Here is a 16,182-nt window from a genome sequence, read left to right as displayed (position 1 = left end):
GCCTATGTCCTACCTCATGGAGATTCGTCGCGCGACCAGATTTGTAGGGTCACATACTGGATTGCTTACTGTAAAGTTACCCGCATGTCTGACGCCGCCCGTCCGGAGGTCGACGGAGCGGCCCAAATCGAGGAGTCTCAGCAGTGAGCGCAACGACGATGGACGAGGCCGCGAAGCTATTGGCAGACCCGTTGGCGTACACCGACGAGCAGCGGTTGCATGCGGCGCTGACGCACCTGCGCGCCAACGCCCCGGTGTCCTGGGTCGAGGTGCCGGACTACAAGCCGTTCTGGGCGATCACCAAGCACGCCGACATCATGGACATCGAGCGCGAGAACATGTTGTTCACCAACTGGCCGCGCCCGGTGCTGACCACAACCGCGGGCGATGAGATGCAGGCCGCCGCCGGTGTGCGCACACTGATCCATCTGGATGATCCACAGCATCGGGTGGTGCGGGCGATCGGCTCGGACTGGTTCCGTCCAAAGGCGATGCGCGCGTTGAAGATGCGCGTCGACGAGCTGGCCAAGATCTACGTCGACAAGATGTTGGCCGTCGGGCCCGAGTGCGACTTCGTCCAGCAGGTCGCGGTGAACTACCCACTGTTCGTGATCATGTCGCTGCTGGGTATCCCGGAAGCCGACTTTCCTCGCATGCTCAAACTCACCCAGGAGCTGTTCGGAAGCGAAGACAGCGAATTCAGGCGTGGCGATTCGAACGAGGATCAGCTGCCCGCGCTGCTCGACATGTTCCAGTACTTCAACGGCGTGACCGCCGCGCGCCGTGAGCACCCGACCGAGGACCTGGCCTCGGCGATCGCCAACGCCACCGTCGACGGCGAACCGCTCTCGGACATCGACACGGTGTCGTACTACCTGATCGTGGCCACCGCCGGTCACGACACCACCAGCGCGACCATCTCCGGCGGCCTGCAAGCGCTCATCGAGAATCCGGACCAGCTCGACCGCCTGCGCGACAACCTCGACCTGATGCCGCTGGCGACCGAGGAGATGATCCGCTGGGTCACCCCGGTCAAGGAGTTCATGCGGACCGCCGCCGAGGACACCACCGTGCGCGGGGTGCCGATCGCCGCGGGGGATTCGGTGCTGCTGTCCTATGTTTCGGCCAACCGCGACGAGGAGGTCTTCGGCGATCCGTTCCGCTTCGACGTCGGGCGTGACCCCAACAAGCATCTGGCCTTCGGGTATGGCGTGCACTTCTGCATGGGGGCTGCGCTGGCCCGCATGGAAGTCAACAGTTTCTTTTGCGAGCTGTTGCCGAGGCTCAAATCGATTGAGCTGACCGGCGATCCGGAGTTGATCGCCACCACCTTCGTCGGTGGTCTCAAGCACCTGCCGGTGCGCTACTCGCTGACCTGAGTGCGGCCGCCCCCTTCGATCGGGGCCCTCGCTACACTCCCGGTGGAGGTCGAGGCAATGGCGCGTAGGACGATCGTCATCACCGGTGCCAGCGACGGCATCGGCGCGGCGGCGGCCCGCCGGATCAGCCGCGGCGGCGACAACCTGGTGCTGGTGGGACGCTCGGAGAGCAAGACCGCGGCCGTGGCCGCGGAGCTCGATGCCGACTACTTCGTCGCCGACTTCGCCGACCTGTCCCAGGTGCGGGCCCTGGCGGACAAGATCCGGTCGGAGTATCCGCGCCTCGACGTGCTGGCCAACAACGCCGGGGGAGTGTTCTCCAAGCCCCGGCGGACGGCCGACGGCCACGAGATCACCCTTCAGGTCAACTACCTGGCGCCGTTCCTGCTCACCACGCAGCTGCTGGAGGTGCTGGTCGGTTCGCGGGCCACGATCGTCAATACCTCCAGTTCGTCTCAGCGGCTGCTGCGCAAAGTCAAGCTCGCCGACTTCGACGCAACGGACCGGCGCCGGCCCAGCACTGCCTATGCATTGGCGAAGCTGGCAAACATCTTGTTCACCAAGGAATTACACCGGCGCTTTTCCGCCGACGGCCTCGCGGTGGCGGTGGTCCACCCGGGCTTCGTCAACACCAACATCGGTCACTCGTCCGGTTCGCGGTTGTTGACCACCATGCAACGCACACCCGTCAGCCGAATGATCAAGACCGCCGATCACGGCGCCGACCAGCTGGTCTGGCTGGCGACCAGCGTGCCCGGTGTCGACTGGGCGGCCGGCGAATATTACGTGAAAGGCAAGGCCGCCAAAGCCAATCGGGCGGCCAGCGATCCCATCCTCGCGCGTGAATTGTGGGATCACACGATGGCCAAGCTCGCCTAGGCAAACCCGGGTGCGAATTCGACTGCGGCGGCGCCGAGTCGGTTCCGTCGGACACCGTCCCGCCGCGGATAACCAGCTCAACGCCGGCCATCTCCTGCCATCCCTTCGATACTCGTTAGTATCCACTCGATACTGTCAAGTATGCTGTGACCATGTCGCCCGTCAAGCCACTCCGAACCCGCCCCACCCGCGGCGAGGTCCGTGACCGGATCCTGGACGCGGCGTCGAAGGTTTTCGCCGCCGAGGGGTTCGCCGGCGCCACCATCGACGCGATCGGCCAGTCCGCGGGCTTCACAAAAGGCGCGGTCTACTCGAACTTCGAATCCAAGGACGGACTGTTCCTAGCGCTGCTCGACCGCGAGTTCGAGCTCCGCGGCAAGCAGATCGCCACGGCGCTGGACAGCAGCGGCGGCGACACCGGTGCAGCCGCACGCGAATTGAGCCGGTCATGGCTCGACTCAGTTCGCGACCATTCCGACTTTTACGTGCTGTTCGTCGAATACTGGCTGCGCGCCCAGCGCGACCCCCAGCTGCGCGAGCGCCTCATCGAACGTCGCCGCGCCGCCGCCGCCGACCAAGCGGTGCACATCGTCAACTCCACCCCCTCCGTGGCGTCCGATCGGGAGCTGGCCGACGTCGCCCAGCTCGTCGTCACGATCAACCTCGGCATCGCGATGGAGGAGGTCCTGCGTCCCGGGACCATCAACCCCGACCTGCTCGCGCAGCTGATCACCGCGGTGCTGGAATCGGTCCCGGTTTCCGCCGATCAGGGAGAGCCTCACCATGGATACAAATGACGGGCCGGAGCCTGCGGCGCCGGTGATCACCGCCCGCGGTTTAGGCGTCGACGGGGAGCACGGCCCCCTCTTCTCGGATATCGATCTCGCGCTCCCACCGGGTTTTCACGCAATTCGGATGCCTGGCGGACCAGGGCAGACCACGCTGCTGCTGACGCTCGCGGGACGTTTCAAGCCGAGCCACGGCACGCTGACCGTCCTCGGTCAAACAACCCCGCGCGCGATCCGCCGGAACTGCTCGATCGCGGCCTTCGACGACATCGACGAGCTCGAGGAATCGGTGACCGTGGAGACCGTGCTCGCCGAGCAACGCCGGTGGCTGGCGCCGTGGTACTCAGCTGTGCCACTGCAAGCCGGCCAGGCCGAGCTGACCGAGGTTTTCGGCGAGATGACCCCGCCGCCCCATGACACGTACATCGTCGAATTGTCAGACCTGGAACTGTTTTTGCTGCGAATCACGCTGGCGTTGCTCTCGAACCGTCCGATCCTGGTGGTCGGCGACCTCGAGCAGGTTCGGGACAACTCCCGACGGGCGATCGCGGCCGACCGGCTGGGCGTGATCGCGAAGCAGCGCACCGTCGTCGTCGGGGTGACCAACCCGCTGGGCGCGGACGCGCCCGACCATGAACTTCACGATCACCGCATCCTGACCGGAGAGGAATGACGATGCTGGCTGGACTCGCCTTTGGCTCGGAGATCAAACGTTTCGGCCGCAGCCGATTGACGCGCGTGGCCATCGTCGTACTGATGCTGCTGCCCCTGGTGTATGGGGCGCTGTACCTGTGGGCGTTCTGGGATCCCTTCGGCCACACCAACAAGATGCCGGTGGCGCTGGTCAACTCCGACCGTGGCGCCGTCGTGTCCGGGCAGCAGTTCAACGCCGGCGCGGAGATCGCCAAGAGCCTGACCGCGGACGGCGGGCTGGACTGGCACGTCGTGGACTTACCGGAGGCACGCAACGGAGTCGACCACGGCAAGTACTACTTCATGGTCGAGTTGCCGCCGGACTTCAGCGCGGCGATCGCTTCGCCGGTGACCGGGCAACCCAAGAAGGCCAACCTGATCGCCGTCTACAACGACGCCAACAACTACATCTCCACGAGTATCGGTCGTACCGCCATCGGCCAGGTTCTCAACGCCGTGTCCAGCCGGATCTCGGGACAGGCCGTCAATCAGATGCTGTCGGTAGTGGTTTCGTCGGGATCGGGTATCAAGCAGGCCGCAGACGGGGCCGCTCAACTCGATGACGGCGCCGGTCAGCTGGTGGCCGGTCTGGACACCGCGCGGTCCGGCTCGGCAACGCTTGCCACCGGTGCCAAGCAACTGTCAGACGGAATCAACCAGGCCACCGACCCGCTGCTCGCGGTGACCAAGGCGGTGTCGCAAATCGGCGGCAGCACACAGCAACTGCAACAGGGCGCAACCGCGCTTCAGCAGGCCAACGACCAGATCGGTGCCATCGCCGCGGCGCAGGATGCCGCCGCAAACTCGCTTTCATCGGTGATCGATCAGCTCTCCGCACGACAGGATCCGCTGGCAAACAACCTGCGGAGCGTCCAAGATCAGCTCCGGGGTCACCAGTTGACGCCCCAGATCCGCCAGCAGCTCACCGACGCGCAGAACGCGGCGATCGCCATGACATCGGGGTTGCGTAACCCGGGCAGCCCGCTCGGGTCCGCGCTCGACCAGGTCGGCAGCAAGGGACAGGACCTGACGAACAAGCTCACCCAACTGCGCGACGGAGCCCAGCAAGTTGCCACCGGTAACGCCGAATTGGCCGGCGGCATCGCCAAGCTCGACGACGGCGCACGACAACTCAAGACGGGATCGGCCGAACTGGCGACCAAACTCGCCGAGGGGGCCAAGCAGGTACCCAACTGGACAACCCAGCAAAAGGATGCGGTCGCCGACACCATCGGTGGTCCGGTGCAACTCGAGGCCTCACACGAGAACGCCGCGCCCAACTTCGGCACCGGGATGGCTCCGTTCTTTGTCACGCTCGCCTTGTTCTTCGGCGCCCTGGTGCTGTGGATGGTGCTGCGGCCCTTGCAGGCTCGCGCGATCGCCGCGGAGGTGCTCGCGCTCCGCGTGGTGCTGGCCAGCTACCTACCTGCCGCCGTGATCGCGGTATTCCAAGCCGTCATTCTCTACTGCGTGGTGCGGTTCGCCCTCGGTATGCACGCCGTGCACCCGGCGGCGATGCTGGGGTTCATGGTGCTGATTTCCGCCGCGTTCGTAGCCGCGACACAGGCGATCAATGCGCTTGTCGGTCCAGCGGTGGGCCGGGTGCTGATCATGGCCCTGCTCATGTTGCAGCTCGTCAGTGCGGGCGGCATGTATCCCGTGGAAACCACGTCACGGCCATTCCAGGTCCTGCACCGCTTCGACCCGATGACCTATGGCGTCAACGGACTCCGGCAGCTGATACTCGGCGGCATCGACGCCCGACTGTGGCAGGCGATCATCGTGCTGGTTGGGATAACGGCTGTCGCACTGGCGATCTCCTGCCTGTCGGCGCGAAGGGACCGGCTCTGGAACCTGAGCAGGCTGATCCCCGCGATCAAGATGTAGGCAGAGCCTTCAGGCGACCCCGAAATCGATGATGCCCCGGACGATTTTGCCGTTGAGCAGATCGTCGTAGGCGTCGTTGACCTCGTCGAGGCGATAGCGTTTGGTGATCATCTCGTCGAGCTGAAGCTGGCCCGTCTCATAAAGCCTGGCCAGCCGGGAGATTTCCGCCTTCGGGTTGCACGAGCCGAATATGGTGCCCGCCAACGTCTTGTTCATCAAGATGAAGTCCTGCAGGTCGATCTTGACCGACCGGGTCAACTGCGACGTCATGCCGGTGAGCACGCAGGTGCCGCCCTTGCGGGTGAGCTTCACGGCGTCGCGGACGTCCGCCGGCGTGATCAACGAGGGCGAGACAACCACCGCGTCGGCCATCACCCCGTAGGTCAGACCGCGCACCAGATCCAGCGCCTCGTCGATCGTCGCCGCGCTGTGCGTCGCGCCGAACTGCAGCGCCGACTTCTGTTTGAAGTCAACCGGATCCACCGCGACGATCTGCGCGGCGCCGTTGATGCGGGCTCCCTGGATCGCGCCCGTGCCGATTCCGCCGACGCCGATCACCACGACCGTATCGCCGGCGCGCATGTTGGACCGGTTGGCGACGGAACCGTAACCGGTCGGGATGGCGCACGACAGCAGAGCGCTCGATGTCAGTGGCAGGTGTTGCTCGATCTTCACCAGGGAATTCGTCGATACCACGGTGTGTTCGGCGAATGCACCGATCTTGGCGATGTGGCCAAGGTTGCGGCCGTCGGCGGTGTGGTGGCGGAACGTGCCGTCCGTCGGCATCCCCGGGATCATGGTGCCGATGCCGACGTCACACAGGTACTCGATTCCGCTGGCGCACCAACGGCATTGGCCGCACACGGCCACGAACGACATCACCACGTGGTCACCCGGCGCGAAGTCGGTGACACCCGGGCCGACCTCGCGCACGATGCCGGAGCCCTCGTGGCCACCGATCGTCGGGAACATGGTCGGCAGCCCCATCGATCGCATCACCTCGTTGGGCGCCGACATGTCACCTTTGAGGATGTGATCGTCGGAATGGCACAAGCCGGCCGCCGCCATCTGCACCAGGACCTCACCGGCCTTGGGGGGGTCGAGCTCGAATTCCTCGACGGACCACGGGCCGCCGACGTCGTGCAGGATCGCTGCGCGGCTTATCATGCGGCGGGGGCGAATGTCACCGGAAGCTTGTTCGGCGACCGGAAGGTGAGCCCGACGATCTTGGATTCCTCGCCGGTTCCGTCGTCGGGCACGAACGCCAGATTTTCGACGCGGTCCAACAGGCTGTTCAACATGACCCGGGTTTCCAGCCGGGCCAGGTGCATGCCGAGGCACATGTGGATACCCCCGGCGAAGGCGATGTGGGATTGCCGCGGCCGGCGGATGTCGAACGTGTCGGGATCGGTCCAGCGGGTCTCGTCACGGTTGGCCGAGCCCATACACATGTCGATCTGGGCCTCGGCAGGGATTGTCTTACCGCCGATTTCGACCTCTTCGGTCGTAGTCCGCATGACCATGGTCAGTGGCGTTTCGAACCGCAGGCCCTCCTCGATCGCCATCGGTATCAGTGACCGGTCCTGGTTGACCATCGCGAGTTGTTCGGGGTGGGTCAGCAGCAGGTAGAGCAGATTGCCCGATGAGCGATAGGTGGTCTCCAGGCCGGCCGGGAGCAGCAACCGCAAGAAGGCGATGATGGCCTCGTCGGTGAGTTTCTCGCCGTCGATCTCGGCGGCGACCAAGTCGCCGATGATGTCATCGGTGCGCTTGCGCCTGCGCTGCTCGACCTGTTTGAGGAAATAATCGTAAAGCTCTGCGGCGGCGTTCAATCCCGCCTCGATGTCGGTCGGAATCGAAATCAGGTCCAGGGACAGACGCCGGAAGAGGTCCAGGTCCTCCGCGGGCAGACCGAGCAGTGTCGAGATGATCCGGGTGGGAAATTCGAAAGTCACCGCCTTCACCAGATCGGCATGACCGTCGTTCTTGATCTCGTCGACCAGTCGCTCGCAGACCGGCCCGATGACAGACGGTTCCCAGCGTTCCAGTGCGGTCGCGCGGAACGCCTTGGCCACCAGGTTGCGGTGATCGTGATGCTCCCGGCCGCCCATCGCCAGGATGGTGTGTCCCATCACCAATCCGATCGTCTTGTCGTAGGCGGCCGACGTGAAGATCCGGTCGTCGCGAAAGGCTTGGGATACACCGCCGTAATCGAACAGGACCCACTCGTCACTGGGTTGCAGCTCTTCCGGCAACTGGGTGTTATCGCTCATAGAACCGTGCCACACCGGGTCGGTGTGACGCATGTGTTGAAAAAACGGGTAGGGGCTGGTTTCACCGGTGAAATCGAGTGAGGGTACGACGGGCTGACCGTTCGGGCCGGTGCTGAGCGTCATCAGCGCTCCTCCTGAAGCAACGGATAAGGCGGTTTACGCGGACCGGACGACGAGTGCCCGCGAAGTCCACGGCGGGTGGGTACTGAGCGGAAAATAGCTATCATAGTATAGATAGCAACGAAGCCCAATGGCTGGTGCTCGCCCGGCCGACCGGCTACGGATCCGCGGCGCGCCGAAGGCCCACTCGATGTGGCCCCATTTCTACCGCGGCCGGCCCGCCGGGCTCGTTTCGCGGCGCCGAGCACCTGGTGTGCCACCGCCTAAAAGCGCAGGTCTACCTTGAAGGTGGTTTACGGTAAGGCTGACCTTCCGGGACCGCCGATGAGCCCGCACGACGAGCCCGAAAAATGAGTTGATATGACACAGACGAACCTGGCCCGGCCGCACGGCCTCAGTCGCATCGATCCGGTGCTGCGCGATGCCGCCGTGGAGTTGGGCGCCTTCGAATTCCGCACCGAGACACTGCCCGCCGAGCGCGAACACGCCAACCTGCTGGCCGCGCAGCGCGCCGCAGCGGCCGATGCCACCGGCGTCCCCATCGATTCACGATCCATCGCCGGTCCGGACGGTCGGCAGCTGGGCCTGCGGTTGTACCGCGGCCGCACCGAATCCTCCGCGCCGCTGGTTCTGTACGCGCATGGCGGCGGGTTCGTCACCGGGAACCTGGAGACGGACCACGCGCACTGCGTGGAGCTGGCCCGTGACGGCGATTGTCTGGTGATTTCGGTCGACTACCGACTGGCCCCCGAAAATCCTTGCCCGGCGGCGCTCGACGATGTCGAGGCGGCCTTCCGCTACGCCGTCGAGAACAGCGCGGAGCTGGACGCCGACGCGAGCCGCATCGCGGTAATGGGCCGTGATGCGGGCGCGGCGCTGGTCGCGGGTCTGACCCAGCGCATGTTCGACCAGGAAGGTCCGGCGATCCTGATGCAGATCCTGCACCAGCCGATGCTCGATTCCGATGCCACGCCGTCGCGTCGGGAATTCCAGCGCACCCCAGGTCTCAACGGTCCGGCCGTGAGCCGGGCGTGGAACCACTATCTCGGCGACGCCCGGGCCAACGGTCAGCACGTCCCCGCGCACCGGGCCAATCTCGAAGGCCTGCCGCCCACGTTCGTCAGCTGCTCCGAGATCGATCCGTGCCGGGACGAGGCCATCGACTACGCCAACCGGCTGCTACACGCGTACGTCCACACCGAATTGCACGTGATCGCCGCGACCTTCAACGGCTTCGACTCGATGGTCCCCGATTGGGTTGTTTCCCAGGAGAATAGGGCGCTGCACGCGCAGGCGGTGCGGCGCGTGTTCGCCATGTAGCGCAACCGTGTGCGAGTGACCACGCCGACCGTCTCGACTTGCGTGCTCGTCCCCGCTTTTACCGACTGAACTCCGGTATCTCTTACCGTATCCAGCGTTGCTAACATCAGAATCGGCAGCCAACCGAGGACCGATCGGGCGGATGATCAAACACTCAAACCGATTCCGTTGCAGCCGCAGCGATCGAATGTCAAGAAGGATCCCCTCGGCACTATGACCACCCTCGACTCTCCCGAAAAGATCCTTTTCACCTCGACCACCCAGGCGTTCCTGGAAAAGGAAGCGCCGCTGCGCCGGGTGCGGGAGCTGCACGCCGCGGGCACGTCATTCGACCCCGCGTGGTGGCAGCGCGCCGCGGAGCTCGGCTGGACGGGCCTGCTCGTGCCGGAGGAGCTGGGCGGCGGAAGCGTCTCGGAGAACGGCTTCGCCGATCTGGCGATGGTCGCCGAGCAACTCGGCAAGACGGTGGCGCCCGGACCGCTGTACCCGGTCAGCACCGTGCTGGCCGGGCTTGTCGAGTGCACAAACTCGGGCGAGCACGCCGACGCCATCGAGGCGCTGATAGCGGGTGAATCCGTGGCGTCGTGGGCGGTCTGTGAGCCGGGCCCGGGCTGGGCACCGCTGGATCCGTCGGTCACGGCCACCGAAACCGACTCCGGTTACCGCATCGACGGCATCAAGGATCGCGTCGAGGCGGCCGCCCAGAGTGCGCTGCTGCTGGTGGTGGCGCGCTGCGGCGCGGATGCCGAGATACGTCAGTTCCTGGTCGCGACGGACGTGCCGGGGGTCCGGATCGAGCCCCAGCAGTCGGTCGATCTGGTCAAGCAATACGGCCGCGTGTACTTCGACGGCGTCGTGGTGCCGCGGTCGGCGGCCGTCGGCACCGCGGGCGAGACGGCTGCGCTCGTCGATCGACAAAGCCAGATCGCCCAGGTGCTGCAATGCGCCGAGGTGGTCGGCGCCCTGCAGACGGTGTTCGACCTCACCGTGCGGTGGGCGCTGGACCGTCACACATTCGGTCGCCCGTTGGCGTCGTATCAGGCACTCAAGCACAAGTTCGCCGACATGAAGCTCTGGCTGGAAGCCTGTCGCGCCACCACCTCGGCGGCGGTCGCCGACGTGGCGGCCCGCGCGCCGGAGGCGAATTTGTCGGCCAGCATCGCCAAGTCCTACGTGGGCGAGATGGCGGGTCAGATCGTCCAGGCGTGTGTGCAGATGCACGGCGGCATCGGCGTCACCTGGGAGCACGACCTGCACCTGTACCTTCGCCGGATTACGTTGTACCGCGGCATGTTTGGGACGCCGGAGGAGCATAATCTGCGCGTATACGAGTTTGAAAAGGCGGGTCGTTCGGCGAAATGATGAAGATCCGATGACCTCGACCGAATCCGTTGCGGAGTTCGCCGCCCGGGCCAGGGCCTGGCTGGCGGCCAACATGCCCGCAATCGACAGTGAGGCCCCGCCGGCCGCGCCACGTGACGAGGAACGGTCCTGGCTGAGGGCCAGAGAACTGCAAAAGCGTTTGTATGAAGGCGGATTCGCCGGCATCTGCTTCCCCCGCGAGTACGGCGGTCTCGGGCTGGACTACGAATACCAGAAGGCCTTCGACGTCGAATCCCTCGACTACGAGATGCCGCTGATTCTCAACACCCCGACGTTCACCATCTGCTGCGCCACCCTGCTCGACACCGGCAGCGAAGACCAGAAGAAGCAGCACATCGCCGCGGCGCTGCGCGGTGAGGAAGTGCTGGTGCAGTTGTTGAGTGAGCCCAGCGGCGGATCGGACCTGGCCGGTGTCCTCACCCGGGCCGAGCGGCGGGGTGACCGTTGGATCATCAACGGCGCCAAGACCTGGAGCACGAGCGCGTTCGCCGCCGATTACGGCCTGTGTCTGGCCCGCACCAACTGGGACGTGCCCAAGCACGAGGGGCTGACGATGTTCCTGGTGCCCATCGCGCATCCGGGAATCACGTTGCGGCACATCACGATGCTGAGCGGTTCCACCGAATTCTGCGAGGAGTTCCTCGACGGCGTCGACGTCGGAGATGACGCCGTCGTCGGCGAGGTCGACGGCGGCTGGGCGGTGGCGTCCCGGCAGCTGTACCACGAACGCCGCGCGGTTGGGCAGGGGTCCGAGTTCGCCAGCGGCAGCGGCAGCGAGGGCGGCAACACGATTCCGGTCGACTACGTGGAGCTCGCGGAGAAGACCGGGCAAGCCGACAACGAACGCGTGCGCGAGATGGCCGGTCGCGCCCTGGTGCACCGCGCGGTGGCCGAGCAACTGATCGGTCACGTGTACCGCAGCGTCAGAGACGGGGTGCTGCCGCCCGCCGCCGGAACGCTCATCAGGCTGTTCCACTCCGAGACCACGACCACCAACGTCGACACGGCGCTGGCGATCGCCGGAAGCGCCGGCGTGGTGGGGGAGCAGGGCGCCGGTCTCGAAACGGGCCTGCGGTATCTATCCCGGCAGACGGTCGCCATCGGCGGCGGCACAACGGAGATGGCCCGCAACGTGATCGGCGAGCGGGTGCTGGGCTTCCCCCGGGAATACGCTGCCGATCGCGGGGTTCCGTTCAGCCAGGTGCGGCACGGCGAGCGAGCCGACCGGCCCTAGCCCTCGGCGACGACGTTCTCGGCGAGGCCGCTGACCACCGGGATCTGCACCAGCGACAGCACGTGGTGCGCCGGGCGGCCCGGCGGGGCCACCAGCACGTACTCGCTGCCCTGTCGGCGCGCCCGCTCGCGGGCGGCGGCCAGCGCGCTGACGCCCGCCGAACCGAGGTGGGTGACGGCGGTGAGATCGACCGTCAACGGTGCGACGCCGGAACGGCTTTCGACCGCGATCTGACGGTCCAGGGTGGAGGCGGTGTTGGAGTCGACGTCGCCACTGACCACGATGCGGCCCGGTTCGCTGACCTCGGAGACGAATTCCGCATTGGCTGTCCGCCGGTCGGCCGCCCGGCTGACCACTGAGTCGGTGACGAAGTTCGCCGGCCGCGAGAGTTGGTGCGTCAGACTGGCGGTCGTCCCGTCGGCGCCGTGACTGACGTGCGCCTCCGACACCAGGGCCTCGGCCATCGCGAGGCCGCGGCCGCGACCGGTCTCGCCCTCGCGGTGGTCCTTCCACCGTCCGCGGTCGCCCACCGAGGCGTGCAGGTTGCCATCGCCCGACAGCGTCGCCTCGATGACAACGCCGTCGGGGACCTCGGTGGCATAACCATGCTCGACCGCGTTCTCGACGAACTCCGAAATCGCGTGCACCACATCGGAGATGTCGTCGGCGTCGGCGCCGATCTCCGACAGCCACTGCCGCAGGCGGGTGCGTACCGCGCGCGCGGTCCGGATGGTCGCGTCCAGTGTCAGGTGTAGGGGTGCCGCCGGTGTCCGGCGTTGCGCCGCAAGGAGTGTCACGTCGTCGCTGTAGCCCGTCGAGCGCAGCAGTAATTCCAGTGTCTCCGAGCAGATTCGGTCGATCGGCCGCACGGATGACTCGATGACGAAGCCGCGCTGGCCGCCGACGATGTTCGCGGCCAGCTCGGCGAATTCGGCGGTGCTGGCGCCCAGCGGCCGGCCGGGCCGTTCGATCAGGCCGTCGGTGTACAGCAGGATCGAGTCGCCCACGTCGAGGAATTCGGTACGTACCGGAAAGCCGGTGCCGCTGCCGAGCGGACCGCCGCCCGAGGGCTCGAGATAGCGCGCGGTGGCGTCCGCCGTGACCAATAGCGGCGGCGGGTGTCCGGCGGTGCAGTACCGGAATTCGCCGGTGCCGAAGTCGAGCGAGCCGACGCAGATGGTGGCCGTGTTCGACCCGGGGACGTGCTTGCGGAATCGGTCAACCGCCTCGAGCGCCTCGGCGATCGGATATCCGGCGACGACCTGCATGCGCAGCGCGGTCCGCAGCTGCGACATCACCGCGGCCGCTGCCACGCCGTGGCCGACCACGTCTCCGACGACGAGCACCAGCCGGTCGCCGAGGGGTATCGCGTCGAACCAGTCGCCACCGGCCGCGGTGTCCTCCGCGGCGACGAGGTACTGCGCGGTCACGTCCGCGCCGGGGACGACGGGTACCGACGGTGCCAGGAGCGCCTGCTGCATGACGGTGGCGGAATCGCGGACGTTGCGGTACCGCTCGGACATCTCCTCGAGGCGCGCTTCGGCGGCCATCCGCGTCTGCACCCGGCTGGTGACGTCGACGAAGGCAAGCTGGACGCCCTCGATCGAGCCGTCCTCTGCGCGCCGCGCCGTGACGATGAAGTCGAAGAAGTGTTCCTGGGCGCGTCCCTCGCCCTCGAAGTCGGCCTGCACTCGCCATTCCGTGCCCGACTGCGGTTCGCCGGTTTGATATACCCGGTCGAACATCTGCAGGATTTCCTGGCTTTCCAGCTCGGGATAGACGTCGCGCACAAATAGCCCGATGGAGTCAATTGGCGGACTGAGCGTGCGGTAAGCCGCATTGACCGCGACAAATCGGTGGTCCGGCCCCTCGAGCCCGACCAACAGCGCGGGGACGTTCTCGAAGACGCGGCGTACGTCGTCTGCCGCACCGACGCTTCTGTCCCAGTCGTTTTCGGCCACCATCTGGCCGTTCCTCCTAGCAGCCTCCGAGCGGCCCGCAAAGCGGGACCGCTCGAAACCGGGTCAAATGGGCTGACCTATTTGCACACGTTATTGTTCAGATTAGCAATCGTTCTTGCATTCGTATTGCAACGGTTTGGTACGGTCTGATCGGTGTCGGCACATTTGCCGACAAATCCAATTGACGACTGCGAAAATCGCGGCCCGTAAACGGCCGAACAGCCCCGTTTGCGGACGTGCGGGGCAGGGTACCTCGCAGTCGTGGCCGATCTGGTGGAGCGACGCATGTCGGCGCTCTGGCGGCGCTTCCTGTCGTCACGGGTGCTGACCTTGAACGGCTGGGTGGCGTTCAACCTGCCGCGCACGGTGACCGCGCTGGGCGGGGGGCTGCTCGCCGGGTTGGTGGCGGTGCACGTCTACGTGCTGGCCACCGAGCCGGACCTGCCCCAGTATTTCGCCGCCTACGCGCTGGTGCTGGCGGCCGCGTGCGTGACCGCGGCGAGCGCCATGGTGGTGCGCATCACACCCGCTGTGCCCCAGGCCGGTTGGTATCTCGGAAGTTTGGTTTGCTTGGGCTTTCTCGCCTTGTATCTGGTCACTCGCTGGGTCAGCTTGCCCGGGCTCGTCGCGGTGACCGCCCGATGGGACTTCGCACCCGGGACGTTGGGGATGGCTTGCGCGGCGGCGTTTATCGCCGTGCACACGACGGTGCTGTCGGGCATCAACGTGGCCTATCCGCGACGCCAGCAGTGGTACGACTGACGGGGCCCAGGCATGACAACGTTGGACTATCCGGTATGGCTGCGCATCGATCATTGGCTGAACGTTTTGTTCGTGACGCTGATCTTGCGCAGCGGTCTCGAGATTCTGGCCACCCACCCGAAGCTGTACTGGCACGACGACAGCAAGCCGGGCACGGAGTGGGCGCGCTTCACCCGAAAGGTGATGCCGCGGGACAGGATCTACGACACCCTGGATGAGGAAGAGGACTACAGCCCGTTCATTTCGTTGCCAGGCCGCGCGCAGCTCGGCGTGGGTCGCCACTGGCACTTCTTTGTGGTCATCGGCTGGATTCTGCTTGGCCTGTCCTATTACATCCTGTTGTTCGCAACCGGCCAGTGGCATCGCTACTGGCCCGCCTCGTGGTCGATCTTCCCCGAAGCGTGGGACGACATCGTCACCTACCTGACGTTCAATCTGCCGCCGGTGTTGCCGGGTGAACCGCTGGACGCCATCCAGAAGCTGACCTACGCCGGGATAATCTTTATTCTTGCGCCATTTCAGATCCTGACCGGGGCCGCTCAGTCTCCGGCGATCGAGGCGCGATTCCCGTGGTATGTCCAAATGTGGGGCGGCCGGCAATGGGCGCGAAGCTTGCACTTCCTGGGCCTCATCGCGTTCCTGGTCTTCATCGTGATTCACCTGTCGATGATTTTCTTCTGGGGCTGGGGCAGGCTCACCGCGTCAATGATTTTCGGTGCCGTCCGCAATACCTATTGGGCGACCACCATCTCGCTGCTGATCATTGCGGCGATCATCGTCGTCCATGTCGCGGCGACGGTCTGGAGTCTGCGCAACCCGCGGTCGGTGCAGCGCGTGCTGGGCGCGGTGGTCACCGCGGCGCGCCTGCTGCTGCTGCGGCCGCTGAACTCGCGGCAGAACTATCCGGCGCACAAAATTTCCAAACAGCACCGCATCAACGGAAAGCCGCCCACCAGCACGGAATACAAGGTGATGGCGGTGCACAACTTCGTGGACTGGCGGCTGCGGGTCGGCGGGCTGGTGGAAAACCCGGTGATCCTGGACCTCAACGCGCTGCGCACGCTGGCCGAGTCGGAAACGCAATGCGTGATGCACAATTGCGTTCAGGGCTGGACCAGCATCGGCGAATGGACCGGCGTTCATCTGCATCAGCTGGTGGACCTGGTGCGGCCGCTGCCGCAGGCGCGCTACATCTGCTTTTTGACGATGCAGGACAACAGCACTGACGAGCCGGCGTCACACGGCGGAGGCCAGTTCTATGAGGTGCTCGACCTCGAGTTCGCCGACAAGCCGCAGACCCTGCTCGCCTATGAAATGAACGGCGCGCCTCTGCCGATCCAGCACGGTGCGCCCTTACGCCTGCGGGTGGAAACTCAGGTGGGCTTCAAAATGGCCAAGTGGATCAACCAGATCGAATTCGTCGAGGACTATGCCGGGATCGGCATGGGCACGGGCGGGTGGCGCGAGGACCGCGTGTACTACGACAAGGACGTGGAAATCTGA

Annotated in this window: 13 protein-coding genes; 10 read left to right on the top strand and 3 right to left on the bottom strand. The window is 65.7% G+C overall.

The features are described from left to right. Positions 1–158: 158 nt before the first annotated feature. From A5760_RS22110 to A5760_RS22090, 5 genes are all read left to right on the top strand, one after another. Positions 159–1,379, top strand: coding sequence for a cytochrome P450 (locus A5760_RS22110; RefSeq protein ID WP_064884761.1), 1,221 nt, complete (start codon positions 159–161; stop codon positions 1,377–1,379). A gap of 57 nt (positions 1,380–1,436) precedes the next feature. After that, positions 1,437–2,258: an SDR family NAD(P)-dependent oxidoreductase gene (locus tag A5760_RS22105; RefSeq protein ID WP_064885039.1), complete on the top strand. Its 822-nt coding sequence runs from the start codon at positions 1,437–1,439 to the stop codon at positions 2,256–2,258. Positions 2,259–2,410: 152 nt separating this feature from the next. Beyond that, positions 2,411–3,055: a TetR/AcrR family transcriptional regulator gene (locus A5760_RS22100; RefSeq protein WP_064885037.1), complete on the top strand. Its 645-nt coding sequence runs from the start codon at positions 2,411–2,413 to the stop codon at positions 3,053–3,055. Beyond that, positions 3,042–3,719: a hypothetical protein gene (locus tag A5760_RS22095; RefSeq protein WP_064884759.1), complete on the top strand. Its 678-nt coding sequence runs from the start codon at positions 3,042–3,044 to the stop codon at positions 3,717–3,719. Before A5760_RS22100 ends, A5760_RS22095 begins: the two co-directional genes overlap by 14 nt. A gap of 2 nt (positions 3,720–3,721) precedes the next feature. Beyond that, on the top strand, positions 3,722–5,626 hold the full coding sequence (locus tag A5760_RS22090; RefSeq protein ID WP_064884757.1) for a YhgE/Pip domain-containing protein: 1,905 nt from the start codon (positions 3,722–3,724) through the stop codon (positions 5,624–5,626). Between the two features lie 9 nt (positions 5,627–5,635). Here the strand turns inward: A5760_RS22090 and A5760_RS22085 are convergent, their stop codons facing one another. Further along, positions 5,636–6,793 (bottom strand): Zn-dependent alcohol dehydrogenase, encoded by a 1,158-nt coding sequence (locus tag A5760_RS22085; protein WP_064884756.1) that lies wholly within the window; start codon positions 6,791–6,793, stop codon positions 5,636–5,638. After that, on the bottom strand, positions 6,790–8,022 hold the full coding sequence (locus A5760_RS22080; RefSeq protein ID WP_064884754.1) for a cytochrome P450: 1,233 nt from the start codon (positions 8,020–8,022) through the stop codon (positions 6,790–6,792). Before A5760_RS22080 ends, A5760_RS22085 begins: the two co-directional genes overlap by 4 nt. A 357-nt stretch (positions 8,023–8,379) precedes the next feature. On the opposite strand from A5760_RS22080, the gene A5760_RS22075 reads away from it, so the two are divergent. The 3 genes from A5760_RS22075 (at position 8,380) to A5760_RS22065 (ending at position 11,956) form a co-directional block, all read left to right on the top strand. After that, positions 8,380–9,339 carry an alpha/beta hydrolase gene (locus A5760_RS22075; protein WP_064884752.1) on the top strand — a complete coding sequence of 320 codons (960 nt, stop codon included), beginning with the start codon at positions 8,380–8,382 and terminating at the stop codon, positions 9,337–9,339. A gap of 213 nt (positions 9,340–9,552) precedes the next feature. Next, positions 9,553–10,701: an acyl-CoA dehydrogenase family protein gene (locus A5760_RS22070; RefSeq protein ID WP_064884750.1), complete on the top strand. Its 1,149-nt coding sequence runs from the start codon at positions 9,553–9,555 to the stop codon at positions 10,699–10,701. Between the two features lie 10 nt (positions 10,702–10,711). Further along, positions 10,712–11,956 carry an acyl-CoA dehydrogenase family protein gene (locus A5760_RS22065; RefSeq protein ID WP_064884748.1) on the top strand — a complete coding sequence of 415 codons (1,245 nt, stop codon included), beginning with the start codon at positions 10,712–10,714 and terminating at the stop codon, positions 11,954–11,956. Here A5760_RS22065 and A5760_RS22060 read toward each other — a convergent pair. Continuing rightward, positions 11,953–13,920, bottom strand: a complete 1,968-nt coding sequence (locus tag A5760_RS22060; RefSeq protein ID WP_064884746.1) for a SpoIIE family protein phosphatase — start codon at positions 13,918–13,920, stop codon at positions 11,953–11,955. The genes A5760_RS22065 and A5760_RS22060 overlap by 4 nt on opposite strands. A gap of 282 nt (positions 13,921–14,202) precedes the next feature. Between A5760_RS22060 and A5760_RS22055 the strand changes: the two genes are divergently transcribed. Together A5760_RS22055 and A5760_RS22050 are read left to right on the top strand one after the other, a co-directional pair. Then, positions 14,203–14,679: an oxidoreductase gene (locus A5760_RS22055; protein WP_155764428.1), complete on the top strand. Its 477-nt coding sequence runs from the start codon at positions 14,203–14,205 to the stop codon at positions 14,677–14,679. A 12-nt stretch (positions 14,680–14,691) separates the two neighbouring features. Continuing rightward, entirely contained in the window at positions 14,692–16,182 is a 1,491-nt protein-coding gene (locus tag A5760_RS22050) for a molybdopterin-dependent oxidoreductase (protein WP_064884741.1), read from the top strand.

Source organism: Mycobacterium colombiense (assembly GCF_001665835.1).
Classification (GTDB): Bacteria; Actinomycetota; Actinomycetes; order Mycobacteriales; family Mycobacteriaceae; genus Mycobacterium; species Mycobacterium colombiense_A.
This window is presented reverse-complemented; position numbering and strand designations above follow the sequence as displayed.

What these genes read in the sequence shown, in the direction of transcription:
- A5760_RS22110 (WP_064884761.1), top strand. Translation starts at nt 159, where the DNA reads ATGGACGAGGCCGCGAAGCTATTGGCAGACCCGTTGGCGTACACCGAC.
- A5760_RS22105 (WP_064885039.1), top strand. Translation starts at nt 1,437, where the DNA reads ATGGCGCGTAGGACGATCGTCATCACCGGTGCCAGCGACGGCATCGGC.
- A5760_RS22100 (WP_064885037.1), top strand. Translation starts at nt 2,411, where the DNA reads ATGTCGCCCGTCAAGCCACTCCGAACCCGCCCCACCCGCGGCGAGGTC.
- A5760_RS22095 (WP_064884759.1), top strand. Translation starts at nt 3,042, where the DNA reads ATGGATACAAATGACGGGCCGGAGCCTGCGGCGCCGGTGATCACCGCC.
- A5760_RS22090 (WP_064884757.1), top strand. Translation starts at nt 3,722, where the DNA reads ATGCTGGCTGGACTCGCCTTTGGCTCGGAGATCAAACGTTTCGGCCGC.
- A5760_RS22085 (WP_064884756.1), bottom strand. Translation starts at nt 6,793, where the DNA reads ATGATAAGCCGCGCAGCGATCCTGCACGACGTCGGCGGCCCGTGGTCC.
- A5760_RS22080 (WP_064884754.1), bottom strand. Translation starts at nt 8,022, where the DNA reads ATGACGCTCAGCACCGGCCCGAACGGTCAGCCCGTCGTACCCTCACTC.
- A5760_RS22075 (WP_064884752.1), top strand. Translation starts at nt 8,380, where the DNA reads ATGACACAGACGAACCTGGCCCGGCCGCACGGCCTCAGTCGCATCGAT.
- A5760_RS22070 (WP_064884750.1), top strand. Translation starts at nt 9,553, where the DNA reads ATGACCACCCTCGACTCTCCCGAAAAGATCCTTTTCACCTCGACCACC.
- A5760_RS22065 (WP_064884748.1), top strand. Translation starts at nt 10,712, where the DNA reads ATGACCTCGACCGAATCCGTTGCGGAGTTCGCCGCCCGGGCCAGGGCC.
- A5760_RS22060 (WP_064884746.1), bottom strand. Translation starts at nt 13,920, where the DNA reads ATGGTGGCCGAAAACGACTGGGACAGAAGCGTCGGTGCGGCAGACGAC.
- A5760_RS22055 (WP_155764428.1), top strand. Translation starts at nt 14,203, where the DNA reads ATGTCGGCGCTCTGGCGGCGCTTCCTGTCGTCACGGGTGCTGACCTTG.
- A5760_RS22050 (WP_064884741.1), top strand. Translation starts at nt 14,692, where the DNA reads ATGACAACGTTGGACTATCCGGTATGGCTGCGCATCGATCATTGGCTG.